Origin of the sequence: Kribbella sp. NPDC051770 (genome assembly GCF_040681455.1) — a bacterium.
Taxonomy (GTDB): domain Bacteria; phylum Actinomycetota; class Actinomycetes; order Propionibacteriales; family Kribbellaceae; genus Kribbella.
In genome coordinates, this window is record NZ_JBFAYT010000004.1 from 185,828 (window position 1) to 212,117 (window position 26,290).

Sequence of the window (26,290 nt, forward strand, 5' to 3'; positions counted from 1 at the left end):
CGTCAGGCGTCAGGCGTCAGGCGTCAGGCGTCAGGCGTCAGGCGAGCGCTATCGCGACGATCCCCGCCAGCACCACGGCGCTGCCGAGCAGCCGGCGCTTCGCGCCCGACTCACCGAGCACGAGCCACGCCGCCAGCCCGCTCAGCACGATGCTCATCTCCCGCGCCGGCGCGACCAGACTCACCGGCGCCAGCCGCATCGCGTACAGCACCATCAGGTAGGCGATCGGCGACAGCACCCCGACGACGAGGATCTCGCGCCTGTTCTCCCTCCAGAGCAGCCGCAGCGGCTCCGGCTTGCTGAGGACCTGCGGCGCGAGCAGCAGACTCTGCAGGATCGACGCCGCGGCGAAGTAGATCAACGGCGGCACCGCCAGGTCGGTCACCGAGAACGCGTCCCACAACGTGTACGCCGCGATCAGCGCGCCGGTCGCCACGCCGTACACGACCCCGGCCCTGACGCCGCCCCGCGCCGACTGTTGCCTTCGGCCACCACTGATGCCGAGTACGCCGGCGATGATCAGCGCCGCGCCGACCAGGCCGAGGACGCCGGGGCGCTCGCCGAGCAGGAGCACCGCGAAGGCGACCGACAGCAGCGGCCCGGTCCCCCGCGCGACCGGGTAGACGACGGACAGGTCGCCGACGTCGTACCCGCGTTGCAGGACGATGCCGTAACCGATGTGCAGCACCGCGGTGACCAGGGCCGCGACGAGCCAGTTCCAGTGCGGGTGCACGTCGGACGTGATCAGCGCGATCACCAGCGCCGGGAGCAGGAGCATGCTCGCGGCCGTGTAGTAGGACCAGACGAAGGCCGCGCCACCGCGTCGTACGCGCTTGGCAGCGAAGTTCCAGGCGGCGTGCAGCACGGCGGCGCCGAGCACGAGGGACAGGGCTGTGGCGTTCACCGCCTGTCAGTCTCCCACCGCGTCGGCTCTGCACGGAAATTTCTTTCTGATGTCGAGATCTTGCAGCGATCCGTCGGAGAGCCGTACTGTCCGGGCACCAACGTCCGAGGGGGTTCCGTTGTCCCACCCAAGGTTCCGTCGCCGCCGGCTCGCGGTGACCAGTGTCGTCGTCGGCGCGCTGCTGACTGGTACCGCCCTGACCGCCACCGCCGCTCCCCGGCCCGTTCCCCGGGAGACCCGGGCCGGACTCGATCCGGCGCTCGTCCAGGGCCGCGGCGCGACCGTGCCGTTCGTCGAGCAGGAGGCCGAGAACGCGTTCACCACCGGCGAGAAGATCGGCCCGAGCCGGGAGGCGTACACGCTGCCCGCCGAGGCGTCCGGGCGGACCGCCGTACGGCTGACCGAGCGCGGCCAGTACGTCGAGTTCACGCTGACTCGGCCGGCCAACGCGCTGACACTGCGGTACTCGATCCCGGACTCTGCCGATGGTGGCGGCCTGCGGGCGCCGCTCGACGTGACCGTCAACGGCAAGCGCAAGCAGACGATGACGCTGACCTCGGAGTACGCCTGGCTGTACGGGATGTACCCGTTCTCGAACGACCCTGACGTCGACCCGATCCCCGGTTGGTGGAAGCCCGAGCCGGACCCGGTGAGCAAGCCGTTCCGGCCGAACCACTTCTACGACGAGCAGCGGCTGCTGCTCGGCAAGACCTACCGCGCAGGCGATCGGGTGCGGTTCTCGGTGCCGCGCAACACCCCGGCCTCGTGGTACGTGCTGGACGTCGCTGACTTCGAGCTCGTCGCACCGCCGAAGCGGGCGCCGCTGCGGTCGCTGGACGTGCGCCTCTTCGGCGCCGATCCGACCGGCCGCCGGGACTCCGCGCCGGCGATCGACCGGGCCATCGCTGCCGCTCGGAAGCTCGGCTGGTCGGTGTTCATCCCCGCCGGGACGTTCCAGGTGAACCGGCACATCGTCGTCGACAAGGTGACCGTGCAGGGCGCGGGAAACTGGTGGTCGATCATCAAGGGCTCGGTACTGCCGCTTCCTGAGCCTGCGCCGGACAAGTCGGTGCACTCGGCGCCCGGCTTCTACGGCAAGTACGCCGCCGACGGCGGCAGCACGCGCGTGCATCTCGCCGACTTCGCGATCGAGAGCGACGTCCGGGAACGGATCGACACCGACCAGGTCAACGGCATCGGCGGCGCGATCGGCGGCGGCTCGTCGATCCGCGGCCTGTACCTGCACCACACCAAGGTCGGCATCTGGCTCGACGGCCCGATGGACGGCCTGCTGATCCGCGACAACATCATCGTCGACCAGATCGCCGACGGGATGAACCTGCACCTCGGGGTCTCGGGAGTCCGCGCGACCAACAACTTCGTCCGCAACAGCGGCGACGACGGGCTCGCGATGTGGTCGGAGGCTGGCTCGTCCGGCCTGGTGAACCACGACAACGTCTACGACCACAACACCGTCCAGACCCCCGTGCTGGCCAACAACATCGCCATCTACGGCGGCCGCGACAACGCCGTCACCGACAACCTCGTCGCCGACCCGATCCGCGAGGGCAGCACCCTGCACGCCGGCTCCCGCTTCGGCTCGACGCCGTTCGAAGGCAAGCTGACGTTCGCCCGCAACACCACCGTCCGAGGCGCCCCCCGAGACCTCAACTGGGACCTCGGCCTCGGCGCGATCTGGCTCTACGCGCTGCAATCGGACATGGAGGGCCAGATCGAGATCACCGACAGCTCCTTCCTCGACTCGACGTACAACGCCTTCATGTTCGTCGTCGACTGGCCGGTCAAGGACGACTACTCCCTGACCAACGTCACCGTCCGCAACATCAAGGTCGACGGCACCGGCACCAACGTCGTCAACGCCCGAGTGGGCGGCGCCGCAACCTTCGAGAACGTCGACGCCCGCAACGTCGGCGCCCCCTTCATCAACAACTGCGGCACCTTCCACTTCAACGGGCCACCTGAGTTCGACGTCCACCTCTTGGAGGGCAACGACGGAGGCTGGACGGGTGCCTCGTGGTGCGAGGACCGCCCACCCGTCGTACCGCCCCCGGCTCCTTCCGCCTGGAAATGACCACAGGCACCGCGCCGCCTGAGTTCGTTGAGGCGGCGCGGCGTCCGCCCGCGCAGCGTGGTGCTCGGGGCGACCGCCCCCTCCCCTCTTCCCCACCAACAACCCGCGGCGCACCCGATCTGGACACCCGAGGCGGCGTGGCGCCCGCGCGTGCAGCGTGGCGTCCGGGCGACCGCCCCCTCCCCCCTCAACCTGCGCCCCCTCGCTCAAGCCACCCCGGCTCTCCCGCTCTCCGGCCGGTGCGGCCTCAACCCCCACCACCTCCCCGGCCGCATCACCACCAACCTCAGCCGACCACCGCCCCGGCCCACCAACCACCCGCACCGCGCCGCCTGAGACACCCCAGGCGGCGCGGCGTACCGGCGTACTAATGTCGAGGCATGCGTGCACATGCTCAGCGGCTGAACGGGCTCGGGACGACGATCTTCGCCGAGATGTCGGCGCTCGCGGTGCGGACCGGGGCGGTGAACCTCGGGCAGGGCTTCCCCGACACCGACGGGCCCGACTCCGTGCTCGAGGCGGCGATCACCGCCATCCGCTCCGGCGCGAACCAGTACCCGCCCGGCCGCGGCATCCCCGCGCTGCGGCAAGCGATCGTCGACCACCAGCGCCGCTTCTACGGCCTCGAGTACGACCCCGACACGCAGGTGCTCGTCACCACCGGCGCGACCGAGGCGATCGCCGCCGCCCTGCTCGCGTACGTCGAACCAGGTGACGAGGTGATCGCCCTCGAGCCCTACTACGACTCGTACGCCGCCTGCATCGCGATGGCCGGCGGCCACCGCGTCCCGGTCACGTTGCGCGCCCCGGACTTCCGGCTCGATCTCGACGAGCTCCGCGCCGCAATCACCCCGCGGACGAAGGTGCTGCTGATCAACTCCCCACACAACCCCACCGGCACGGTCCTCACCGACGACGAGCTCCGCGGCATCGCCACCCTCGCGGTCGAGCACGACTTGGTGGTGATCACCGACGAGGTCTACGAGCACCTCATCTACGACGGCGGCCGGCACCGCCCGCTCACGGCGTACGAGGGGATGGCCGAGCGCACCGTCTCGATCGGCAGCGCCGGCAAGACGTTCTCGGTGACCGGCTGGAAGATCGGCTGGGTCACCGGTACGCCGGAGGTGGTGACCGCGGTGAACACCTCGAAGCAGTTCCTCACCTACGTCTCCGGCGCCCCCTTCCAGCCCGCCGTCGCCGAAGCACTTGCCCTGGGCAACGACTACTTCGACGGCGTCCGCGCCGGCCTCCAGCAGCGCCGCGACCTGCTCTGCGACGGCCTTTCAGCGCTGGGCTTCGGCGTCCACCGGCCGCAGGGCACGTACTTCGTCACCACCGACATCCGCCCGCTCGGCCACACCGACGGCGTCGAGTTCTGCCGAATGCTGCCGGAGAAGACGGGTGTGGTCGCGATCCCGCACCAGGTCTTCTACGACAACCTGGACGCCGGCCGCCCGCTGGTGCGCTGGGCGTTCTGCAAGAAGCTCGACGTCCTGGAAGAGGCGCTGAACCGACTCACCAAACTCTGACTCGACGGCGGCAGCACCCGGATCACGCGGGCCCGCTGGTTCCGACTATGGCAGGAAGCGCTTCAGCGTCTCCGGGTCCCGCGCGACCGCCGTGGTCCCGTCGTCCGCGGTGATGATCGGCCGCTGGATCAGGATCGGGTCCGCGACCATCGCCGCGATCCACTCGTCGCGGTGCTCGGCGTCCTTCGGTACGGACTTCAGCGCCGCGGCCACGGGCTCGTTCATCCGCACGACGTGCCACGGCTCGAGATCGAGCCGCTCGAGCGTCTCTCTGAGCTCCTCGACCGTCGGCGGGTCGTCGAGATACCGCCGTACCGTGTACTCGATCCCCGCTTCGTCGAACGCCGCGGTAGCAGCCCGGCACTTCGAGCACGCCGGATTGACCCAGATCTCCATCAGCGGTGGGTGAACCAGAGCTTGGTCGGCTGCTGCAACATCATCACCAGCAACGCGACATGCAGAGCCAGCCCGAGCAGACTCCCCGGCAGCGCACTCACCCCGCCCATGATCCCCAGCGCCGCCACCACGATCAGCATGATCCGAGCCCACGGCCGCCGCTTCCGCACGAAGATCGCCGGCAGGATGTAGGCCGCGCCGCAGATCAAGATCACCGCAACCACCAGCCCGCGCCTCCCCGGGTCGCCGGTCAACGTCTCAGCGATCTGCTCCCCCGCCGAGGTCAACGCGAACAGCCCCAGCAGGATGCACAGCCCACCCAACGCAAACGAGATCACCGAAGCGATGGTCACCTGCTTGGGCGGCGCCACCGGCCCGCCTTGATACCCGTACGCCGCCTGCTGCCCCCAAGGATTCCCCGGCTGCTGCCCGTGGCCACCCTGTCCAGGCTGCCCGAACCCACCCCCCTGCGGCCCCGGCTGAAACCCCGCCGGCTGCCCAAACGCCCCGCCGTACGGCCCCGGCCGCTCAGCCCCCGCCGCCGAGTCATACTGCGGCCCTCCCGAGGGCGCCTGCCCGCTCGCGCCGAACACCCCTTGGTACGGCCCAGGCTGCTCTCCCCGAGTCGGTGCGTCACCCCCGCCCTGCTGACCCCCGCCAAACGGCTGCCCAGCAACCCCACGCGGGTCAGCCGACGCCGCCGGCTGATTCACAGCAGGCGATTGCCCCGCCGCGGCCGAGGTCTGCTCACCGGCAGGCATCGACTGAGCCGAAGCGGACGACGGCTGCTGAGCAGAGGACGTCGGCTGGTCCGACGCCGACGACGGCTGCTGAGCAGCGGGCGCCACCTGAGCGGATGCAGATGCCGGCTGCTCACCGGCAGGCGACGGCTGCTGACCAGACGCCGAGGTCGGCTCACCCACGCCTGGCGACACCGGCTGACCAACCGCAGACGTCGACTCAACCGACCCGGCAGAGGCCTCCTGAGCGGAGGACGTCGGCTGGCCCGCCACGGACGAGGGATCCTGGGTGGCGCGCGGCGGCTCGGCCAACGCGGAGGAGGACTGCTCAACTGCAGGCGCCGGCAGCTCACCAGATGTCGAGACCGACTCACCCGCGACCGGTGGCGTCGGCTGGTCGCCGGACGGCGAACTCGGCTCACCCTCGACCGGCAGCGTCGCCTGATCGGCGGACGGCTCGGTTGGCTGGACGTCGGCCGCTGTGGGCTCGTCGGGGTTGTGCGGGGCGGCGGGGCCGCCGGGCTGGTCGCTCATGTGAGTGGGTGTCCTCCGCTTCCTTCCCACGATCCTCCCAGATCGCCCAACCGCCCGCGCGCACCGGCGGGGAAAGACCTCCGAGCCCGCCTACACTCCGCCGGATGACCAAGGAACTCCCCGCCCAGGCACGCGAACTCCTCGACGGGACAAACGTCGCCGTACTCGCCACCGTGACCCCGGACGGCAGCCCGCAGACCTCCCCGATCTGGGTCGGCCGCGACGGCGACGACATCCTGATCTCGTCGACCGCGGGACTGCGCAAGGTCCGCAACCTGGAGTCCGATCCCCGCGCGAGCCTGGTCGTCGTCGACAGCACCGACCCGCTCCGGTACGCCGAGATCCGCGGCACGGCGATCGTCACCGAAGACGCCGATCGCGTGGTCGCTCAGGCGCTGGCGACCAAGTACGCGGGGCCCGAGGCCGCCGCCGAGTACGCCGACCTTCCGCCCGAGGTCCAGCGGGTCGTCGTACGGATCACGCCGGATCGCGTGATCACCCGCGGCTGACCGGGGCCGGACGCCGTGGACGAGACCTCGCGATCGGGAGACCAATCTGCCGAAGGAGATGCACCGCCCGACGCTCGGCCGAGAGGGCGGGCGCTAGGTCACCGGGCGGGCGAACCTCCGGGTGAGCGGCGCGCGAGGGCGAGCGGGTCGGCAACCGAGCAGGCACGCGAGCGCGCGGGACAGGCGAGCGGGTCGGCGAGCGCGAGCGGCGGCGAGCGGGTGGGCGAGAGAGCGCCCGACAAAGGCGGCAAGCGGGTTGGCGAGCGGGAGAGCGCGCCGGTGTGCGGGTAGACGCGCCTCCGAGTGAGCGGCGACCGGGTAGCGACGAGCAGGCGAGCCCAGGTGAAGCACGTGCGAGCGGGTAGGCGAGAGCGCCCGATAACAGGCGGCAGGCGGGTTGGCGAGCGGCTGGGCGAGCGCGCGGATGAGCGGCGGGCGGGTGAGCGGCGGGCGGGTGAGCGGGTGCGCGGCGGGCTGGCGAGGCTCCAGGTGCGCGGCGCGCGGGACGGGCGGGGTGCGACCGAGCAGACAGGCGAGCACCAGCGCACGGAGGCGAGCGCGCGCGAGCGCCCGGATCAGCAGCGGGCGAGCGAGTGGGCGAGCGGGAGCACGCAAGCTGGCCTCCGGCCCAGCGGTGGGCGGGGCGGGCGGGGTTGCGACCGAGCAGTCGACTGGGCGAGTGAGCGACCGGCGGGTGAGTAAGCGGGTGGGCGGCGGGCGGCGTGGCGACCGAGCAGGCCGGCGAGCGCCCAGGTCAGCGGACGGGGGCGAGCGGATCGGCGAGCGCGCGAGCGCCCAGTGGGCGGCAGGCTAGCGAGCCTCCGGGCGAGCGGCGGGTGGGCGAGCGGGAGAGAGCGTAGGCAAGCCTCCGGGGTGAAGGGTGGGCAGGGCGGCGACCGAGTGGGCCGATGAGCGCCCAGGTCAGCGAGCAGTGGCGAGCGGGTGGGCGAGCGCCCGGACGAGCGGCGGGTGGGCGAGCGGGTGGGCGACCGAGCAGCTGGGCGAGCGACCAGGTGAGTGAATGAGTGGGGTGGCGGCGAGCGAATGAGCGGGCGGGCGCGAACGGGAGCGGAGCGGGTGAGCGGGCAAACGGATCTCGGTGGTGAGGTGTTGCTGACGGGTGGGCGGATGACTCGTGGGGTTGTGCGGGTTGGGGACACCGTGCGGCGGCCGCCGTCGGCCTTCGGGGCTTCCGTGCTCAGACGCTTGGAGCAGGCTGGCTTTGCCGGTGCGCCGCGTTGGCTTGGGACGGATGAGGTTGGGCGGGACGTGCTGAGTTATCTGCCGGGGTGGGTTCCCGGGAAGTTGCGGGCTTGGAGTGATGCGCAGGTCGGGGCGGCGGGGGCGCTGGTGCGGGAGTTGCACGATGCGACTCGTGGCAGTGAACTGGTGGGGGACCAACAGGTGGTGTGCCATCACGATCTGGGGCCGAACAACGCGGTCTTCCGGGACGGGGTGCCGGTGGCCTTCATCGATTTCGATCTGGCTGGGCCGGGGAGTCCGTTGGAGGACCTGGGGTACATGGCTTGGCTTTGGTGTGTGTCGTCGAAGGCTGATCGGGCTTCGGTGGAGGCTCAGGCCCGGCAGGTGCGGGTGCTGGCTGATGGGTACGGGCTGTCGGCCGCAGAGCGGGGGCTGCTGGTGGATGCGATGTTGGAGCGGCAGTGCCGGAACGTGCGGTTCTGGGGTGAGGTGCCGCGGGGAGTTGCTAGTGCTGAACAGGTCGCCGAGAGGATTGCGTGGTCTCGGCGGGAGCTTGGGTTCACAGTGGAGCACCGCGAGGTGTTCGACGATGTTCTTGGGTGAGTAGAACGGCAGATGCCCGGGATCGAGGCGATCCCGGGCATCTGGCAGGCAGGACGTCAGCTGACTTCGAGGGCGTCCTTGGATTCGTTGAGGTGGACTCGGACTGTTTCGCCGTCTCGGACGGTGCCGGACAGGAGGCCTCGGGCCAACTCGTCGCCGATGGCTGATTGGACCAGGCGGCGGAGGGGGCGGGCGCCGTAGACGGGGTCGTAGCCGGTGAGGGCCAGCCATTCGAGGGCGTCTTCGCCGACGTCGAGGGTGATTCGGCGGTCGGTGAGGCGCTTCTGGAGGGCTGTGATCTGGAGGGCGACGATCTTGGTGAGCTCTTCGCTGCCGAGGGCGTCGAAGAGGACGATTTCGTCTAGGCGGTTGATGAACTCGGGCTTGAAGGACTGGCGGACCACGGCGAGGACCTGGTCTCGCTTGGCCTTGTCGTCGAGGGTGAGGTCGGCCAGGTACGCCGAGCCCAGGTTGCTGGTCAGGATGAGGATGACGTTGCGGAAGTCGACCGTGCGGCCCTGGCCGTCGGTCAGGCGGCCGTCGTCGAGGACCTGGAGCAGGATGTCGAAGACCTCGGGATGGGCCTTCTCGACCTCGTCGAGCAGGATCACCGAGTACGGGCGGCGGCGGACCGCCTCGGTCAGCTGGCCGCCCTCCTCGTAGCCGACGTACCCGGGTGGGGCGCCGACGAGGCGGGAGACGCTGTGCTTCTCGCCGTACTCCGACATGTCGATGCGGACCATCGCGCGCTCGTCGTCGAACAGGAAGTCCGCGAGCGCCTTGGCCAGTTCGGTCTTGCCGACGCCGGTCGGGCCGAGGAACAGGAACGAACCCGTCGGCCGGTCCGGGTCGGAGATCCCCGCGCGGGCTCGCCGGACGGCGTCGCTGACGGCCTTGACCGCCTCGCGCTGGCCGATCAGCCGGTGGCCGAGCTCGTCCTCCATCCGGAGCAGCTTGCCGGTCTCGCCCTCGAGCAGCCGGCCGGTCGGGATGCCGGTCCACATCGCGATCACCTCGGCGATCTCGGTCGGGCCGACCTCCTCGTTGACCATCGCGTCGGGACCGTCGGTGACCTCGGGCTCGGCGGCGGCCGCCTCCAGCTCCTTGGTCAGCTCCGGGATCTCGCCGTACAGGATCTCCGAGGCGCGCTGCAGCTCGCCGTCGCGCTGGGCGCGCTCGGCCTGGCCGCGCAGCTCGTCGATGCGCTCCTTGATCTCACCGACCCGGTTCAGGCCGGACTTCTCCTTCTCCCAGCGAGCCTCGAGCGCGCGCAACTCCTCCTCGCGGTCGGCCAGGTCGGCGCGCAGCCGCTCGAGCCGCTCGCGGCTGGAGGCGTCGTCCTCGCGGGACAGCGCCAGCTCCTCCATCTTCAGCCGGTCGACCGTACGCCGCAGCGAGTCGATCTCGACCGGGGAGGAGTCGATCTCCATCCGCAGCCGGGACGCCGCCTCGTCGACCAGGTCGATCGCCTTGTCGGGCAGCTGACGACCGGTGATGTACCGGTTCGACAGGGTGGCGGCGGCGACCAGCGCGCTGTCGGAGATGGCGACCTTGTGGTGCGCCTCGTAGCGCTCCTTCAGCCCACGTAGGATCGCGATCGAGTCCTCGACCGAGGGCTCGCCGACGAACACCTGCTGGAAGCGCCGCTCCAGCGCCGGGTCCTTCTCGATCCGGGTCCGGTACTCGTCCAGCGTCGTCGCGCCGATCATCCGCAGCTCGCCGCGGGCCAGCATCGGCTTCAGCATGTTGCCGGCGTCCATCGCGCCCTCGCCGGACGCACCCGCGCCGACGACCGTGTGCAGCTCGTCGATGAACGTGATGACCTGGCCGTCCGACTCCTTGATCTCGGTCAGCACCGCCTTCAGCCGCTCCTCGAACTCACCGCGGTACTTCGCGCCGGCCACCATCGCACCCAGGTCGAGGCTGATCAGCCGGCGCCCACGCAGGGACTCCGGTACGTCGCCCGCGACGATCCGCTGGGCCAGGCCCTCGACGACGGCGGTCTTGCCGACGCCGGGCTCACCGATCAGGACCGGGTTGTTCTTGGTTCGCCGGGACAGCACCTGGACCACGCGCCGGATCTCGGAGTCACGCCCGATCACCGGGTCGAGCTTGCCGTCGCGGGCCCGCTCGGTCAGGTCGATGCCGTACTTCTCCAGGGACTTGGTGGTGCCCTCGGCCTCCGGGGAGGTGATCCGCCGGTTGCCGCGCATCTGGTCGAACGCCTGCAGCAGCGCGTCCGGTGTCACGTCGAGCGCGGACTTGGCCACGCCGTCGACGGTCGCCAGGGCGATCAGCAGGTGCTCGGTCGAGACGAACTCGTCACCGAGCCCGAGCGCACGCTGCTCCGCCTGGTTCAGCACGTCGCTGGTCTTCGGCGAGAGGCTCGGCGCCTGCACGCTGCCGCCGCTCGCCTTCGGCAGGCGGGCCAGCTGCTCGGCGGTCTTGCGCCGGACAGCGTCCACGTCCCCGCCGGCGGCCTCGAGCAGACCGACCGTGGTCCCCTCGGGCTGCGCGAGCAGTCCTGACAGCAGGTGAATCGGTTCCACGGTCGGGTTGCCCGCCGCGGAGGTCTGACGGATCGCGACCGACAGGGTTTCCCGGGCCAGGGTCGTCAACCGCTGAACATCCATCTGGTTCCAGCCTTTCAAAGCGCGTTCAAGAACAGTCTCTCACTACAACCTACCGAGAGTTGAGTCCATTCCACTCAAGTCTGCCAAATCCTGGGGAAAACTCAGGGTTGCTCCTGAGCGGCTCGACTACGCTCAGCGATCGATGGACGGTGCGGAGTACGTGCGGTGGTCGGCGGTGGCGATCGGAGCTGCCGTGCGAGCTGGGGAACTGTCGGCGATCTCTGTGGTGGAGGCAGCGCTCCGGCGGATCGCTGACGTCGACGGACGTGTCAGGGCGTTCCAGGAGGTCTGGGCGGAGCAGGCGCTGGCAAGAGCTCGGGTGATCGATCGGGGTGGGGTCGAGCGGACGGCGGGACGACGGGGCGGGCCGGCCGGTGTCGGGCGGACCGGGGCTGAGCGGGGTGGGGACGGTACGGCGGGCGCTGGTTTCGGTGGGACAGGGCAGACAGCGGATGGGCCGACCCTCCTCGGGGTGCCGTTGGCTGTGAAGGGGCGGCAGGCTGAGCGGTTGGTCGCGGCGGGGGCTGTGCCCGTCGGGAGGACTGCCGTGCCGGGCAAGGGGACCGGGTGGCAGACGTGGGGGTGGACCGAGCGCGGGGTGACGGTGAATCCGTGGAACCCGGAGCTCGTGCCGGGTGGGTCTTCGGCTGGGTCGGCGGTGGCTGTGGCGACGGGGATGGTGCCGCTGGCCACCGGGAGCGACGGGGCTGGGTCGGTGCGGATTCCGGCGGCGTGGTGCGGGGTGCTGGGGTTGAAGGCGACGAACGGGACAGTGCCGCCGGTGGATGCGAGTGGGCTCGGGGTCGGCGGTGTGCTGGCTCGGAAGGCCGAGGATCTGTGGGCGTGGTTGGGGGTGGAACGGACGCCGAGCAGCACGCCGTTGCGGGTGGCTTGGTCGGGGGATCTGGGGTTCGCGGAGACCGAGGCGGAGATCGAACGTGTGGCAAGGGCGGCGTTGACCAAGATGGTTGCCAAGGGCAAATTGGTCGAGAAGCCGGTTGAGGTGGCGCTGGTTGATCCGGAGCCCGCGTGGAGGTCGCTACGCGGAGCCGGCGGCGCACAGGAGGCAACGGCTGAGAACGACCGGCGGCTGCGCGAGGTCTTCGAGCACGTGGATCTGATCGCGGCGCCGACAACACCCAATCCGCCGCACGGGCACGAGGGGCCCGGAGACGTGATGAGTGTCGCGCTGACCTGGGCGTTCAACGTGAGTGGGCATCCGGCGATCAGCGTGCCTGCCGGGTTCACCGCCGACGGGTTGCCGGTGGGATTGCAGTTCGTGGCCAGGCACCATCGCGAGGTGGATCTGCTCATCGCTGCCGAGCAAGGATCGGGAGTCGAAGCGGTGGAACCAGGCGCACAGGCAGCACGCCGGCTTCGCGGCGAGTGAGCTGTACGACGTACCAGCCGGCCTCCAGGTCGGTGGTGTCGAGCGGCAGGCCGTGCCGGATCGCTCGGCCGCTGCGGTCGATCAGCTCGGCCTCGACCTGGTCGGGACAGGTTTCGAAGCACAGCGCTGCTCCCTCGCCGGGGCAGTGCTCGTACAGGTACCGGGTGATCTTGTCGGTCAGCACCAGTGGCGGCGGGTCGGCCCACCACTTCGGGAGGGTCTCGATCTCCTGGTGCGGGCCCGGGAAGATCGGGGTGTCGAGGGTCATCGTGGTGGCGATCCGGTACGGCTCCGGGCTCGCGACGGTGAGGTAGCAGGTCGACCACTCGGGCGGGTGCGCGGTCACGGCGTCGACGCCCGTCGAGCGGGAGAGCTCGACGTGGCAGTCGTCGTACAGGACGACATCGAGGTCCACGCCGGAGACGGAGACGCGTGGCCTCGTGTAGATCGTTCGCTCCGGCACCATCAGCCGGAAGAAACCCGAAGTCGTCTCGAAGCCGCCCGGCCCCCAACTCCGGCACTGCGCCGGACTCCAGCGAACGGGCTGGAAGAGCAACGGCGCGGCCGTTTCGAACGAGCAGCCGGCGACGAGCGGCACGTCCCCGAAAGGTCGAGGCGTCATCACGTCGAACTCCGCGCACCGCCCGTCCAGCCGGTACCGCATCGCCAGCGCGGCCACGGCCGCACCCATGTCGGACGTGACGACAACCCCCGCGCCGTACTCCAGCTCCAGCAACTCGTCCTGGCGATCCACCCGCGGCACAGCGCGAAACTTCACCCGCTCGCCGTCCACCAGCAGCTCGTCGGCCGCGAACAGCAACGCCACGCCCCCGGTGGGCTCGATCCCCGCAAGCACCTTGCCTGCCCGGCGCCCGGCCCACTGGGCGTAGTGCGCGAGCGGCCCTCGATCCTCCAGCCGTACTCCCATGGTGTCCCCCCTCTAGGCCGAGTGTGCGCCCGGCGATCAGCTTTGCGACAGTGCCGAATCTTTCGTCCGACAGAACCAATGTGCAGGCGGAACACGTCTTCCAGAACGACAACTTTCTGCCTGTGGAGGACTCTTGCGTCATCGCTGGATCGCCCCTGTGCTGGCCACCGTGCTCACCGTGAGCGCGCTGCCACCCACCGCCACTGCCGCTCAACCGCCCACGCCCGACAACGGCGCGCCACCAAGCACCCGGATCACCCTCGTCACCGGCGACCGCGTCCAGGTCAGCCGCCGTCCCGGCCAGCCGGAACGTGTCGTGTTCGAGCCAGGACCCACCAGCCGCTCAACTGCCGCCGTCACCACCTACAGCGGCGGCCACACGTACGTCGTACCGGAAGCTGCCCGCGAGGACGTCAGGTCGGGACGCCTCGACCGCGCCCTGTTCGACGTCACCACGCTGCTGGCCGAAGGCCAGGACGACGCAACGACGAAGACCCTGCCCGTCATCGTCCGGTACGCCCAGAAGGCTGCACTGAAAGGCGTCACGAGCTCGCGCGCGCTGACCAGCATCGGCGCCCGCGCCGCCAAGGTCGACAAGTCCCGCGCCAGGGACTTCCTCAGCACGCCCGGCATCCAGAAGGTCTCGCTGGACCGCAAGGTGAAGGTCCAGCTCGACGAGAGCGTGCCGCAGATCGGCGGCCCCGCCGCCTGGCAGCGCGGCCTGACCGGCAAGGGCGTCAAGATCGCCGTCCTCGACTCCGGCATCGACCCGAACCACGCCGACTTCACCGGCCGGATCGGGGCCCAGCAGAACTTCACCGACACCGCCGACACCGTGGACCACCACGGTCACGGCACCCACGTCGCCAGCATCGCGGCCGGCACCGGCGCGGCCTCCGGCGGCAAGTACAAGGGCGTCGCCCCCGACGCCACGCTGCTGGTCGGCAAGGTCCTCGACGACACCGGCTCCGGCAGCTTCTCCGGCATCATCGCCGGGATGGAGTGGGCGGTCGCCCAGGGCGCCGACGTGGTCAACCTGAGCCTCGGCAGCCAGGAGCCCTCCGACGGCACCGACGACGTCTCCCAGGCGCTCAACCGGCTGAGCGGCGACACCCTCTTCGTCGTTGCTGCAGGCAACTGCTTCTTCCCGCAGCCCGGCAGCATCACCTCGCCCGGTGCGGCCGACAAGGCCCTCGCGGTCGGCAACCTCGAGCGCGACGGCTCCCTGAGCAGCCGCTCCTGCCGCGGCCCGCGCGCGGGTGACGGCGCCGTCAAGCCCGAGCTGTCCGCACCCGGCACCGGCATCGTCGCCGCCCGGGCGGCCGGCACCGAGCTGGGCGAACCTGTCGACGACAACTACACCGCAGCCAGCGGTACGTCGATGGCCAGCCCATACGTCGCCGGTACGGCGGCCCTGATCGCCCAGGCCCACCCGGACTGGAACGCCGACCAGCTCAAGGCGCAGCTGATCTCCACCGCCGACCCGCAGCAGGCCAGGGTCGACGAGGAAGGCGCCGGCCGCGTCGACGCCGACCAGGCCACCGACCAGTCGGTGACGGTCGACACCGGCGAGCTGGAGCTGGGCACCCTCCGCTGGCCGTTCCCCGCGAAGGAGCAGCTCGCCAAGGTCCTCACCTACACCAACCCGACCGCCCAGCCGGTGACGCTGCAGCTCAGCGCATCCATCGACCCAGCACAGGCGGCTCCGACGTTCAGCACCACGCAGCTCGTCGTACCGGCCAACGGCAGCGCACAGGCCACGGTCACCTTCGATCGAGCCGCGGCAGGCGCCGGCAAGTACTCCGGCCGCATCACCGCGACGCCGGCCAACAGCGACCCGGTCGTCACCACCTTCGGCTGGTACGCCGAGCCCGAGATGTACGACCTGGCGATCCAGGGCATCTCCAAGGACGGCAGCGCCGCGCAGACCGAGGTCAACATCGCCCGTCTCGACGGCGACCCGACACCGGACAACACCGTGCCGCTCAAGGACGGCAAGGCCACCGCGCGGCTCGCACCGGGCCGGTACGTCGTCTCGGCGCTGCTCTTCACCGATCCGACCGACACCAGGGCGCAGGAGTACTCCGTCCTGTCCAGCAACGAGATCCACGTCGACAAGAACTCCGCTGTCACCCTCGACGCGCGCAAGGCCAAGCCGATCGATGTCACCGCCCAGGGCGCGAACGGCCTCCAGGCCAGGGAGCGCATGATGGGCTTCACGGTCAAGAACGGCGACGGCGTCACCACCGGCGGCACCGGCGTCTCCTGGACCGGCGCGGCCCGGCTGACCAGCGCGACACCGACGACCCAGCTCACCACCGGTAGCTCCGAGTTCGCACTGGGCGCCCGGCTCGAGCAGCCGCCGTACAAGCTGAAGGTCAAGGGCAAAGAAACAGAGGTACTCGACTTCTACTTCGGTCCCCGCTTCACCGGCACCAAGACCCTCCCCCTGTACGACGCCGGCACGGCCACCCCGGACGAGCTGAAGGGCGTCAAGGGCAAGCTCGCTCTGATCAAGCTCAGCGACTCCGACCCGCGCTGGAACGGCCAGGTCGTCCGGGCCGCCGAGGACGCCGGTGCGGCCGCGGCGCTGCTCTACAACCCGGACGTCCCCGGCATGAACGGCCTCTTCAGCTACTGGGCGTACGGCGATCAGGACGCCACCATCCCGGCCATGCGCACGTCACGGGCGATCGCCCAGGCGCTGCTGAAGGGCGGCCCCAAGACTGTCGAACTAACAGGCCTGGCCAGTACGCCGTACGTCTACGACCTCATGCAGCCCTGGAAGAACCGGATCCCCGCCGTGGGCACGCACGTGGTCAAGCGCAACCAGCTGGCGCGCGTCGACGAGACGTTCGGCAGCCACACCGACGGCATGCAGACGTCGGAGGCGCGCGGAACGCTGACGCCGGGCGGCAACGAGTTCGGCGGCTGGCTGGTTCCGACGTTCGCCACGCCGTACCAGCGCACGTCCTACGTCCAGGCCGACACCGGGCTGACCTGGCAGAGCGGCGTGTACTACAACAACACCGACGACGGCGAAGCGATGGAGACGCACGGTGCTCCGGCGACGTACCGGCCGGGTACGCGGACCAGCGAGCGCTGGCTGGCCCCGGTGCTCGTCAGCGGGCTGCCTGACGGCGTCCAGGGCGTCATGCGGGCCGAGGGCGGGCTGCTGGTTCAGGTGAGCCCGTTTCAGCACCAGCAGGAGTACGCAGCGCCGTACAACAACGGCGGCAGCCTGCTCACGCTGGAGCGCAACGGAGAGGAGGTCGGCGTTGCTGAGGACACCGGCATCTGGCTGGAGCTGCCGGACGACGCTGCGAGCTACCGGGCCACGCTGGACACCCGTCGGGAGAACAAGTACTGGAAGTACTCCACCCAGGTGAAGTCCACCTGGACCTGGAAGAGCAAGGGCGGCGCTGACGAGGTCATGCCGTTCATCAGTGCAGGCCTGGACGTCCCGCAGGCCGACGCCCGCAGCCAGGTCCGCACCGGCAAGCCGACGACCATCACGCTGAAGCTGCACCACCAGACCGGTTCGCAGAGCGCAGCCAAGTTCAGCAAGCCCAAGCTGTCCGTCTCGTACGACGGCAGCACGTGGACCGCGCTCGCCCTGAAGCAGACCGCCGGCGGCTGGACCACGACGGTCACGCACCCGAACAGCCAGGCCGGCCAGACGCCCTCACTCAAGCTGTCCGCGCAGGACAGCGACGGCAACACCCTGGTGCAGGAGGTGACCAGGGCCTACGGACTGGTCCGCTGATCGAGCGGCCGCGGCTCGACGAGGCCGGTGTCGTAGGCGAGGATCACCGCCTGCACCCGGTCTCGCAGCCCGGTCTTGGTCAGCATCCGGCTGACGTGCGTCTTGACCGTGTGCTCGGTCAGGTGCAGCACAGCGGCGATCTCGGCATTCGAGTTGCCCTCGGCAACCAGTCGGAGAACTTCGCGCTCGCGCGCGGTCAGCTCGTCCAGCCGGCCGGACTCGTCGGGGTCCGGCCGGCTGCGGGCGAAGCGGTCCAGCAGCCGCCGGGTCACCGGTGGCGCCAGCAGCGCGTCGCCGTCGGCGATCACCCGGACCGCGTTGATCAGCTCGTCCCGCGACGACCGTTTGAGCAGGAACCCGCTGGCGCCGGCGCGCAGCGCGTCGTACACGTACTCGTCGAGGTCGAAGGTGGTCAGGATCACCACCTTCGGCGGGTTCGGGCCCTGGACCAGCCGCCGGGTCGCCTCGATCCCGTCCATCACCGGCATCCGGACGTCCATCAGCACCACCCGCAGGTCGAGCAGCGCGGCCGCCTGCCGGATCGCGTCGGCGCCGTCGACGGCCTGCGCGGCCACCTCGATGTCCGGCTGCCCGTCCAGGATCATCGAGATCCCGTCCCGGACCAGGTCCTGGTCGTCGACCACCATCACCTTGATCATCGCGAAACCTCAGCCGTCAAAGGGATCCGGGCCGCGACCGTGGTCCCGCGCCCCGGGCCGGCGTCGATGGTCAGCGTGCCGTGATGGATCCGGACCCGCTCGCGCATCCCGGCCAGCCCGTGCCGCCCGCCGGCCCGCGCCACCTCCGGGTCGAACCCGTGCCCGTCGTCGCTCACCTGCACGCGCAGCTCCTCGGCCTGTACGTCGAGCATCACCACCACCTTGGTCGCCTCCGCGTGCCGCACCACGTTCGTCAACGCCTCCTGCACCAACCGGTACGCCGCCAACTGGTGCCCGGTCGGCGCCAGCTCCGTCTCCCCCTGAACGTCGAGCTGCACTGTGAGCCCGTCGTGCGCCACGTCCTGCACCAGCCGCCGCAGGTCGGACAACCCGGGCTGCGGGGTCAGCTCCGGATCCGGTACGCCGTCAGCATCGCGCAGCGCCGACAGCATCCGGTCCAGCTCGCCCAGCGCTCGCCGGCCAGCGTCACCGATCCGCTGGAAGCCTGCCAGCACGTCCTGGTCGCCGCGAGCGACCAGGTCCGGTCCGGTCTCGGCCTGGATCACCATCAGGTTCACCGCGTGCGCCACCACGTCGTGCAGGTCCCTGGCGATGTGCGACCGCTCGGTCAGCACGACCTGTGCCGCGTCCTGCTCCGCCGCGGCGCGCTCCAGCACCGCCTCTCGCTGCGACGCCTCCCGGTTGCGCCGGTAGAGCCTGGCCAGGAAGCCCAGCGACAGCGGGAGCAGCAGAAGCAGCGACAGGGACACCGGCCACTTCCGGTCGACCAGAGCGTCGTACACGGTGTTGTGCAGGGTGCCGTCCTCGGGGATGCCGAAGGTGAACGGCTGCTCGTCGAGCTCGGGGAAGATCAGGATCATCTGCTGGTAGCGCACCAGCACCGCGATCAGCGGCAGAGCGCTCAGCACGCTGACAGCACTCACCAGCACCCAGCGCAGCTTGAGCCGCCCGGCTGCCAGCGAGTACAGCGCCAGGCCGAGCGCTCCCAGCACCGACCAGCTGTCCCACGTCTGCCAGTACGTCAGCAGCGCGCTCACCGCGAGCACAACCACCGGTACGACGGGCCAGCGGCGCCGCAGCACCAGCGTGAGCGCGGAATAGGCGACGGCGTACGGCATCCAGCCAGGAGCGGTCCACCAGTTGCCGTCCTTGGCCACGTCGCGGACCAGGTCGAGCAGGATGAACGACGACGCGACAGCAGCCAGTACTGCGTCCAGCAACAGCTCCCGGTCGGACCGCCGCAGGAACGCGCCCAGCTCCTGCCGCCGCTGCCACTCCGCCTTCACGTCGGTCCCGGCGCGGTGCCGCGACCACCACAGCCAGCCGGCCACAGCGACGAGCAGGAGCAGCGCCGAGTACCACCAGGGCCAGGCCAGGTCGTAGATGCGGTCGAAACGGGCGCCGGGGATCCCCAGCATCTCCCCGATCACCTGACCGTTGTCGTCCCGCACTGACTCGTAGACGCTCGGCAGGGCGATCGACACCAGGTCGAGCCGGATCAGGTTCACCGCGAACGGCAGCAGGACCACACCGGCGACGGTGATCACCACGGTCCGCCGGTCGCAGCGAGCCGGCAGCCACCACAGCGCGAGGCAGCAGCCGGCCAGGACCGCCCAGTTCACGTTGCCGATCAGCAGGGACCCGAACGCACCGGCCGCCAGCCCGGCTGCCGCGAGCACCGGCTCGATCCGGCAGAGCACGATCAGCGCCGGGACCGCGACGACGACGATCGGGAAGCCCAGGCGGGCGTAGATCCAGTCGTCCGTCGACTGCAGCACCCAGACCTGGGTCAGCCCGATCGCCAGGACCGCCAGCACCACGTCACCGGTGGCGTCCGCGAACAGCCGCCGGACCGCGGCGATCACCGCTGCCCCACCGGGAGCCAGGCGATGACGCTGGTCCCGCTGCCCGGGGAGGTGTCGAGCTGCAGCGTCCCGTCGTGGATGCGGACGCGCTCCCGCATTCCGGTCAGCCCGTGCCGGCCGTCCGGCGTACGGGCTGGGTCGAAGCCCTTTCCGTCGTCGCTGACCCGCGTTGTCAGGCCCTCCGGTGCCGCCTCGACCACTATCGCCACGCGGCTCGCCTGCGCGTGCTTCACCACGTTGGTGAGCGCCTCCTGCACCAGCCGGTACGCCGTGAGCTGCACCCCGGCTGGTACGTCGTCCACAGAGCCGCGCAGCTCGAACGTCACCGGCAGGTTCTGGTCGGCCAGCCCATCGACGAGTGACCGCAGGTCCGCCAGGCCCGGCTGCGGCGTCAGCGCCGGGTCGGGGATGCCGTGGGCGTCGCGGAGCGCGGACAGCATCCGGTCCAGCTCGCCCAGCGCCTTCCGGCCGGCGTCACCGATCCGCTGGAACCCGGCCAGTACGTCGTCACGCTCCCGCTGCATCAGGTCCGGACCGGTCTCGGCCTGGATGACGATCAGGTTCACGTGGTGCGCGACCACGTCGTGCAGGTCCCGGGCGATCTGGGAGCGGCCTTCGAGCAGCACCTGGAGCTGCTCCTGCTCCTGGTTCTTCTGGACCAGCACGGCCTCGCGCTCGGCGGCCTGCCGGTTCTGCAGGGCGAGCTGGGTGAGCAGCCCGATCGCCCAGGCCAGGGCCAGCGAGGCGGACAGCCAGACCGGCCAGATGCGCTGCAGCAACTCGGCCATGCGGGCGTCACCGACGGAGTACAGGTCGGCCACGATCAGTCGGGCCGACGGGCCGTCGTGGAGCAGCCAGCTGATCACGCGGAGCGCGATCAGCGTCGTACCGGCGTACAGGGCGGACTTCCACCAGGTGCGGTGGACACCGATCGAGTAGAGCGCCAGGGCGAAGGCGGTGAGCAGCACCCACTGCGTCTGAGCCAGCGGGTAGATCACCAGGCAGGTGAAGGCCAGTAGTACCAGCGGGATCTCGGGGATCCTGCGCCGCAGGGTCATGGACGCCGGCGCCGCGGCGGTCAGCAGCAAGACCCACTGCTGGGCGTCGCTCCAGTCACCACCCACCGGGGCGTTCTGCAGCTCGCGGACCATCAGGACGAGCAGACCGGCGGCTACCAGGCCATCCATCCAGGTCCGGAAGACAGGGTCGTCCAGCAGCTGCAGCAACTTGTTGCCAAAGGCAGCGGAGGCCCAGCTCGTGCTGCGCACGTAGCCACCGGCTGCCACGCTCGCTGCCAGCACGGCGAGGACCATCAGCGTCGACGACCAGGTAGGCAGCGCCTCGACGTCCAGGTAGTCGAAGGCCCGGAACGGCAGCACGTGCTGCTGCACGACGGGGATCGCCAGTACGACGAGCGCGACCGTCGCGGCGTACCGCCGGGAGCGTCGGAGCCCCAGGAAGAACATCGCCAAGGCGACACAGGCCAGCACCGGAACCGGCTCGAGAACGGGCGCTGCGATGGAGGCGGCGAGTGCCAGCACCACCGCCGGCACCTCAGGCCGCCTGCGCAGGAGGACCAGCGAGAGCGGCGAGAGCATGACCAGCTGGGCCGCCGTCGACGGCGGCGGGTAGAGCGAGTTCCAGGGCGGAGCCATCCACACGTAGAGGCTGTCGAGGGCCAGCGTGATGACCGCGGCGACCACGACGTCCACCACCAACGGCCGCAGCGCACGGCGGCGCGGCGACGCGGCGGGCACGGCTTCAGCGGTCACCCCGCCATTCTGCGCGTGCGCAGGGTCCCGGGCCGTCACTCTTTGGAGTGATCCCCCGGCGTGGCGGGTCACTCGCACCGGCGACCGCAGCTGGCTCTCGGCGGCGATGTGCCGGAGGGGTCCGCGCGGCGAGGGTCGTGACCATGACCATCAGTCCCCCCGTTCGCCCAGCCGTCCGGACCCGTCGTCCGGTTCTCCCGCTGGTTGCCGCCGGCATCATTTTCCTGGCGCTCTGCCTGTGGAACTGGTCGCCGATCTCGCTCCAGTACGACCTGCGCGTGTACGTCGTGTCCGCGCAGGCCTTCCTGAACGGCCAGGACATCTACACCGCCCACCTGGCCTACCCGAAGGACATGGCCCTCGGGTTCACCTACCCACCGTTCGCCGCGCTGGTCTTCGCGCCGGTCGCCCTGCTCGGTACGTCGGGCGGCCGGGTGCTGATGTCGCTGCTGAACGCCTCGGCCCTGCTGGTGATCGGCATGGTCACCCTGCGTGCGCTGCGGCCGCAGTGGACGCGCTACCGGGTCGCCGCGATCGGCATGGCCGTCGGGGCCGCCGGGGTGGCACTGGAGCCGGTCCGCTCCACCTTCGACCTCGGCCAGGTGAACCTGATCCTCACCGCGCTGCTGCTGGTCGACCTGCTCGGGCACCTGCCGCCGAGGTTCCGCGGCGTCCTGGTCGGCGTCGTGACCGGGATCAAGCTGACGCCGGGCATCTTCATCGTCTACCTGCTCGTCACCCGTCGCTACCGCGAGGCAGCCACGGCCGCCGCCGCGACCGTTGGCACGATGGTGGCCGGCGCGATCGCGATGCCGGACGCCTCCCGGCAGTTCTGGGGCCACTACATCTTCGACCCGAGCCGGCCGGGCGCGACGCACTTCATCAGCAACCAGGCCTGGCGTGGCGTCTTCGCCCGGATCAACGGCGGGATCGACGGCATCGCGCCGTACTGGATGCTGGCGGTCGCGATCACGCTGGCGCTGGGGTTCTTCGTCGTCCGGAAGGCCTACGAGCAGGGACTGGTCGTCGAGTCTGTGCTGCTGACGTCGCTGGTCGGCGTACTGGTCTCGCCGATCTCCTGGACCGGGCACTGGGTCTGGGCGCTGCCGATCATCGCCGTACTGACTCACCATGCTCTCCGCCTGCGCAGTAAGGCAGCAGGTGGGTTGGCACTGGCCTGGTTGGTCACGACCGCCTTCGGCCTCCCATGGCACACGCCGTACCTGGGAGACAAGGAGTACACGCACCACGGCCTCCAACTGGTGGCCGGCAACTCCTACGCGCTGTGTGCGGTCGCCACGATCGGCCTGGCGCTCTACGGACTGCGTCGCCGTGCTGCGTGACCGCCGCGTCCTCGTCCTGGCCGGACTGGTCGCCCTGCTGCCCGTCCTCTACACGCTGTACGCCGGATCGCTGGACCTGAAGGTCTACCGGACCGGCGGCTACGCCTGGCTGCACGGAATCAGCCTGTACTCCGAGCGCTTCGCCGACTTCGTCCCCGGCATCCGGCTGCCCTTCACCTATCCCCCGATCGCCGCGATCCTCTTCACTGCGCTGTACGCCGTACCGTTCACCGTCGCCGAGCTGCTGATGAACGCGGCGAGCGTCGCTGGGCTCGCCGCCACCCTGCTGGTGGTCAGCGCCCGGCTGCACGGCTGGAACCGGCGTGCGGCGGTCATCGGGCTGTCCGGCACGCTGCTGGCGATGGCACTGGAACCAGTGCGGTCCACGATCGGCTTCGGCCAGGTCAACCTGATCCTGATGGGCCTGGTCGCGCTGGACTGCCTGCTGCCGAGGACCCGGTGGCCGCGCGGTCTCCTGGTCGGTCTGGCCGCTGCCATCAAGCTGACGCCGGCCGTCTTCGTGGTGTTCTTCCTGGTACGCCGTGACTACCGCTCGGCGGCGGTGTCGGCGCTGAGCTTCGCCGGGGTCACGCTGCTGGCCTGGGCGCTGGCACCCGGCGACTCGCACGACTACTGGTTCGGAGTGCTCTTCGACCCGGACCGGATCGGCGGAGCGACGTACGCCTTCAACCAGTGCTTCCAGGCCGTGCTGGCGCGGGTCATGGACGAAGGCCCAGCCCGGACTGTGGTGTGGCTCGCGCTGGTTGCTGCTAGCGGCGTACTGACCTGGCTGGTCGCTTGGAGACGGAGGGCCGAGGGCAACGACGTCACCGCGCTACTGGCGGTCGCTGTCTGGGGCCTGCTCGCTTCACCGGTGAGCTGGTCGCACCACTGGGTGTGGATCGCGCCGGCGGTGCTCATGCTGACCAGACGCTGGTACGCAGCCCTGGTCCTGGCGACGTTCGTCGTCGGCCCGCACACGCTCCTGGCGGCGGAAGGGCGTGACTGGTCGTTGCCGGAGCACGTGATCGGTTCGGCGTACGTGCTGGTCGGTGTGGCGTTCCTGATCGGTCAGAGCGTGCTGCTCGGCGACAGGAAGTCGGCCGCCCTGATCCGGTAGACCTGCAGGTTGAGGTCGTAGTACTTGTCGGTCTCGCCGACCCACTCCATCCCGAGCCGCTGCGCGGTCGCGATCGCCCGCTTGTTGTGCGGCCGCGCGACCGCGTACAGCTCGTCGGTGTCCGCGTCGTCGAACGCCCACTTCATCAGCGCCCGGCTCGCCTCGCTCGCGAAGCCCTGCCCCCAGGCGGCCGGCTTGAGCTGCCAGCCGATCTCCAGGTCCTCCTCGTACGGCGGCAGCAGCCGGATCAGCATCCCGCCGATCACCTCGCCGGTGTCCTTGCGGACGACCGCCCAGCGGCCGGCCGGCACCACGAAGTTCGGCTGGGCCTCGATCCAGGCGCCGAGCACCATCCGCATCGTCGCCTCGTCGGCCACCTGCTCGATGGCCGGGGACAACCACTGCGCCACGTCCGCGGCGCCGTAGATCTCCAGCGCGGCCTCCGCGTCCCCCTCGACCCAGTCCCGGATCAGCAGCCGCTCAGTCTCCAGAGTCACCGTCACCACTCCACGGTAATCGGCCGCGCCCGGACGGCAAGGGCCGAAATATGAACATCTCGCGACTCCGGACCGCAAGAAGCCCGGTCCAGGACTCCCTGAACCGGGCTTCTTGCAACGAAAAACGCGCTCAGCGCGGGCCGATCTCCAGCGGCTCGGTGCGGATCCACCGCGTCGTCGTCTGCTGGCGGCCCATCGCGATCACGTCGCCCGCGGGACCGGCCGAGAACACCCGGCTGGCCGTCGAGCGACGGGAGACCCCGACCCCACGCTGCACCTCGGCCAGCAACTGGTTCACCCGGTGCCGCAGGCCCTCGACCTCGGACTGCAGCTCCAGGATGTGCCGGATGCCGGCGAGGTTCACGCCCTCCTCCTGCGACAGGTGCTGGACGTAGCGCAGGCGGGCCACGTCGTACGCCGAGTACCGGCGACCCCGGCCGCTGGCGCGGCTCGGGACCACCAGGCCCAGACGGTCGTACTGGCGCAGGGTCTGCGGGTGCATGCCGGCGAGTTGGGCCGCCACCGAGATCACGTAGATCGGGGTGCGGTCGTCCCAGGTCGGCACCTGGCCGAACGGCCGGCTGCTTGCGCTCGGGGCCATCACGCGCTCCCGAACAACCCGGCCCGCAGATCAGGCTGGTCCGCCGCCGAGCTGAACTCCTGCAGCTTCTCGCGCTGCTCGTCGGTCAGCTCGTGCGGCACCTGCACCTCCAGCGTCAGCAGCAGGTCGCCCTTGCTGCCGTCGCGGCGGACCGATCCCTTGCCACGGACGCGCAGCTTGCTGCCGTTCGCCGTACCGGCGGGGATGCGGACCGTCACCGGCAGGCCGTCGAGCGTCGGGACCTTGATCTCGGCGCCCAGCGCGGCCTCGGTGAAGCTGACCGGTACCGCGAGGGTCAGGTGCTCACCCTGGCGGCCGAAGATCCGGTGCGGGGTGACGTGCACGGTGACGTAGAGGTCGCCCGCGGGGCCACCCCGTTCGCCGGCCGCGCCCTTGCCCTTGAGCCGGATCCGCTGGTCGTGCTGCACGCCCGCGGGGATGCGGACCTGCATGGTCTTGCTCGACTGGCCGCGGCCGGAGCCGTGGCAGGTCTCGCACGGCTGGTCGACGACCAGACCGCGGCCCTTGCACTCGGTGCAGGGCTCGGTCATCGCGAAGACGCCACCTTGGACCGAGGTCTGCATGCCGGTGCCTTCGCACTTCAGGCAGACCTTCGGCACGGTGCCGTACTTCGCGCCGGTCCCGCGACAGGTCTTGCAGGGTTCGTCGCTGGTCATCCGGAGCGCCACGGTGACGCCGTTGACGGCCTCGCCGAACTCGATCGTCGCCTCGGTCTCGATGTCGGCACCCCGGCGCGGCCGCGCGGTCGAGGTAGTGGTCGTCGTCCGGCCACCACCACCGAACATGCCGCCCAGGATGTCGCCCAGGCCGCCGCCGGCGGAACCGGAGCTCGCGCCGCCGCGGTTGAACAGGTCACCGACGTCGAAGCCAAAGCCGCCGCCCTGCGTGCCGCCGCCGCTGCCCGGCATCCGGAACCCGCCGCTGCCGAACAGCCGCCGCGCCTCGTCGTACTCCTTGCGCTTCTTGGCGTCGCCGACCACGTCGTAGGCCTCGGAGACCTCCTTGAACTTCGCCTCCGCCGACGCGTCCCCGGCGTTGGAGTCCGGGTGGTACTTGCGCGCCAGCTTGCGGTACGACTTCTTGATCTCGTCGGCCTCGGCGGTCTTGGAGACGCCGAGCACCTTGTAGAAGTCCTTCTCCAACCAGTCTTTCGTACTCATC

Annotated in this window: 20 protein-coding genes; 9 read left to right on the forward strand and 11 right to left on the reverse strand. The window is 70.5% G+C overall.

All coding sequences use genetic code 11. The annotated features are described in order from the left end of the window. Positions 1-37 precede the first annotated feature (37 nt). The gene (locus AB0M01_RS15750) at positions 38-904 is read right to left on the reverse strand and encodes a DMT family transporter (protein ID WP_363669781.1); all 867 of its coding nucleotides are present in this window, start codon (positions 902-904) and stop codon (positions 38-40) included. 118 nt (positions 905-1,022) lie between these two features. On the opposite strand from AB0M01_RS15750, the gene AB0M01_RS15755 reads away from it, so the two are divergent. Together AB0M01_RS15755 and AB0M01_RS15760 are read left to right on the forward strand one after the other, a co-directional pair. Continuing rightward, positions 1,023-2,996: a glycosyl hydrolase family 28-related protein gene (locus AB0M01_RS15755; RefSeq protein ID WP_363669783.1), complete on the forward strand. Its 1,974-nt coding sequence runs from the start codon at positions 1,023-1,025 to the stop codon at positions 2,994-2,996. 380 nt (positions 2,997-3,376) lie between these two features. After that, positions 3,377-4,528, forward strand: a complete 1,152-nt coding sequence (locus AB0M01_RS15760; protein ID WP_363669784.1) for a pyridoxal phosphate-dependent aminotransferase — start codon at positions 3,377-3,379, stop codon at positions 4,526-4,528. 45 nt (positions 4,529-4,573) lie between these two features. Here AB0M01_RS15760 and AB0M01_RS15765 read toward each other — a convergent pair whose 3' ends face one another. Further along, positions 4,574-4,924 carry an ArsC/Spx/MgsR family protein gene (locus AB0M01_RS15765; RefSeq protein ID WP_363669786.1) on the reverse strand — a complete coding sequence of 117 codons (351 nt, stop codon included), beginning with the start codon at positions 4,922-4,924 and terminating at the stop codon, positions 4,574-4,576. Beyond that, the gene (locus tag AB0M01_RS15770) at positions 4,924-5,295 is read right to left on the reverse strand and encodes a hypothetical protein (protein ID WP_363669788.1); all 372 of its coding nucleotides are present in this window, start codon (positions 5,293-5,295) and stop codon (positions 4,924-4,926) included. Before AB0M01_RS15770 ends, AB0M01_RS15765 begins: the two co-directional genes overlap by 1 nt. Before the next feature lie 658 nt (positions 5,296-5,953). Between AB0M01_RS15770 and AB0M01_RS15775 the strand changes: the two genes are divergently transcribed. From AB0M01_RS15775 to AB0M01_RS15785, 3 genes are all read left to right on the forward strand, one after another. Then, positions 5,954-6,109, forward strand: coding sequence for a hypothetical protein (locus tag AB0M01_RS15775; RefSeq protein WP_363669790.1), 156 nt, complete (start codon positions 5,954-5,956; stop codon positions 6,107-6,109). A 193-nt stretch (positions 6,110-6,302) separates the two neighbouring features. After that, positions 6,303-6,707, forward strand: a complete 405-nt coding sequence (locus AB0M01_RS15780; RefSeq protein ID WP_363669792.1) for a PPOX class F420-dependent oxidoreductase — start codon at positions 6,303-6,305, stop codon at positions 6,705-6,707. Between the two features lie 1,128 nt (positions 6,708-7,835). After that, entirely contained in the window at positions 7,836-8,513 is a 678-nt protein-coding gene (locus AB0M01_RS15785) for an aminoglycoside phosphotransferase family protein (RefSeq protein WP_363670568.1), read from the forward strand. 56 nt (positions 8,514-8,569) lie between these two features. Here AB0M01_RS15785 and clpB read toward each other — a convergent pair whose 3' ends face one another. Next, a complete protein-coding gene (clpB, locus tag AB0M01_RS15790; RefSeq protein ID WP_363669794.1) occupies positions 8,570-11,146 on the reverse strand; it encodes an ATP-dependent chaperone ClpB in 2,577 nt (858 codons plus the stop codon). A gap of 142 nt (positions 11,147-11,288) precedes the next feature. Here clpB and AB0M01_RS15795 point away from each other — a divergent pair, with 142 nt between their 5' ends. Continuing rightward, on the forward strand, positions 11,289-12,536 hold the full coding sequence (locus AB0M01_RS15795; protein WP_363669796.1) for an amidase: 1,248 nt from the start codon (positions 11,289-11,291) through the stop codon (positions 12,534-12,536). Here AB0M01_RS15795 and AB0M01_RS15800 read toward each other — a convergent pair. Next, entirely contained in the window at positions 12,457-13,464 is a 1,008-nt protein-coding gene (locus tag AB0M01_RS15800; RefSeq protein ID WP_363669798.1) for a hypothetical protein, read from the reverse strand. The two genes, AB0M01_RS15795 and AB0M01_RS15800, sit on opposite strands and share 80 nt — an antisense overlap. A gap of 133 nt (positions 13,465-13,597) precedes the next feature. Here AB0M01_RS15800 and AB0M01_RS15805 point away from each other — a divergent pair, with 133 nt between their 5' ends. Continuing rightward, the gene (locus AB0M01_RS15805) at positions 13,598-17,230 is read left to right on the forward strand and encodes a S8 family serine peptidase (protein WP_363669800.1); all 3,633 of its coding nucleotides are present in this window, start codon (positions 13,598-13,600) and stop codon (positions 17,228-17,230) included. Here the strand turns inward: AB0M01_RS15805 and AB0M01_RS15810 are convergent. The 3 genes from AB0M01_RS15810 to AB0M01_RS15820 are packed head-to-tail and all read right to left on the reverse strand — an operon-like array spanning position 17,212 to position 21,547. Next, positions 17,212-17,889: a response regulator transcription factor gene (locus tag AB0M01_RS15810; protein ID WP_363669802.1), complete on the reverse strand. Its 678-nt coding sequence runs from the start codon at positions 17,887-17,889 to the stop codon at positions 17,212-17,214. The two genes, AB0M01_RS15805 and AB0M01_RS15810, sit on opposite strands and share 19 nt — an antisense overlap. Continuing rightward, complete coding sequence (locus AB0M01_RS15815; RefSeq protein WP_363669804.1) at positions 17,886-19,775, reverse strand: sensor histidine kinase; 1,890 nt, start codon at positions 19,773-19,775, stop codon at positions 17,886-17,888. The genes AB0M01_RS15810 and AB0M01_RS15815 overlap by 4 nt, the downstream gene beginning before the upstream one ends. Continuing rightward, positions 19,772-21,547, reverse strand: a complete 1,776-nt coding sequence (locus AB0M01_RS15820) for a sensor histidine kinase (protein WP_363669806.1) — start codon at positions 21,545-21,547, stop codon at positions 19,772-19,774. The genes AB0M01_RS15815 and AB0M01_RS15820 overlap by 4 nt, the downstream gene beginning before the upstream one ends. Before the next feature lie 143 nt (positions 21,548-21,690). Between AB0M01_RS15820 and AB0M01_RS15825 the strand changes: the two genes are divergently transcribed. Then, entirely contained in the window at positions 21,691-22,890 is a 1,200-nt protein-coding gene (locus tag AB0M01_RS15825; protein ID WP_363669809.1) for a glycosyltransferase 87 family protein, read from the forward strand. Continuing rightward, positions 22,880-24,010, forward strand: coding sequence for a glycosyltransferase 87 family protein (locus AB0M01_RS15830; RefSeq protein WP_363669811.1), 1,131 nt, complete (start codon positions 22,880-22,882; stop codon positions 24,008-24,010). The genes AB0M01_RS15825 and AB0M01_RS15830 overlap by 11 nt, the downstream gene beginning before the upstream one ends. On the opposite strand, the gene AB0M01_RS15835 is transcribed toward AB0M01_RS15830, so the two are convergent. The 3 genes from AB0M01_RS15835 to dnaJ form a co-directional block, all read right to left on the reverse strand. After that, the gene (locus AB0M01_RS15835) at positions 23,962-24,513 is read right to left on the reverse strand and encodes a GNAT family N-acetyltransferase (protein WP_363669813.1); all 552 of its coding nucleotides are present in this window, start codon (positions 24,511-24,513) and stop codon (positions 23,962-23,964) included. The genes AB0M01_RS15830 and AB0M01_RS15835 overlap by 49 nt on opposite strands. Positions 24,514-24,637: 124 nt before the next feature. Next, on the reverse strand, positions 24,638-25,108 hold the full coding sequence (locus AB0M01_RS15840) for a helix-turn-helix transcriptional regulator (protein WP_363669815.1): 471 nt from the start codon (positions 25,106-25,108) through the stop codon (positions 24,638-24,640). Next, a complete protein-coding gene (dnaJ, locus tag AB0M01_RS15845; protein ID WP_363669816.1) occupies positions 25,108-26,289 on the reverse strand; it encodes a molecular chaperone DnaJ in 1,182 nt (393 codons plus the stop codon). Before dnaJ ends, AB0M01_RS15840 begins: the two co-directional genes overlap by 1 nt. Between the last annotated feature and the right edge of the window lies 1 nt (position 26,290).

Excerpts from the sequence above, each read along its gene's own strand:
- AB0M01_RS15800 (WP_363669798.1), bottom strand. The coding sequence starts at position 13,464 with ATGGGAGTACGGCTGGAGGATCGAGGGCCGCTCGCGCACTACGCCCAG.
- AB0M01_RS15765 (WP_363669786.1), bottom strand. The coding sequence starts at position 4,924 with ATGGAGATCTGGGTCAATCCGGCGTGCTCGAAGTGCCGGGCTGCTACC.
- AB0M01_RS15810 (WP_363669802.1), bottom strand. The coding sequence starts at position 17,889 with ATGATCAAGGTGATGGTGGTCGACGACCAGGACCTGGTCCGGGACGGG.
- AB0M01_RS15780 (WP_363669792.1), top strand. The coding sequence starts at position 6,303 with ATGACCAAGGAACTCCCCGCCCAGGCACGCGAACTCCTCGACGGGACA.
- clpB (WP_363669794.1), bottom strand. The coding sequence starts at position 11,146 with ATGGATGTTCAGCGGTTGACGACCCTGGCCCGGGAAACCCTGTCGGTC.
- dnaJ (WP_363669816.1), bottom strand. The coding sequence starts at position 26,289 with ATGAGTACGAAAGACTGGTTGGAGAAGGACTTCTACAAGGTGCTCGGC.
- AB0M01_RS15795 (WP_363669796.1), top strand. The coding sequence starts at position 11,289 with ATGGACGGTGCGGAGTACGTGCGGTGGTCGGCGGTGGCGATCGGAGCT.
- AB0M01_RS15840 (WP_363669815.1), bottom strand. The coding sequence starts at position 25,108 with ATGGCCCCGAGCGCAAGCAGCCGGCCGTTCGGCCAGGTGCCGACCTGG.
- AB0M01_RS15760 (WP_363669784.1), top strand. The coding sequence starts at position 3,377 with ATGCGTGCACATGCTCAGCGGCTGAACGGGCTCGGGACGACGATCTTC.
- AB0M01_RS15785 (WP_363670568.1), top strand. The coding sequence starts at position 7,836 with ATGACTCGTGGGGTTGTGCGGGTTGGGGACACCGTGCGGCGGCCGCCG.
- AB0M01_RS15825 (WP_363669809.1), top strand. The coding sequence starts at position 21,691 with ATGACCATCAGTCCCCCCGTTCGCCCAGCCGTCCGGACCCGTCGTCCG.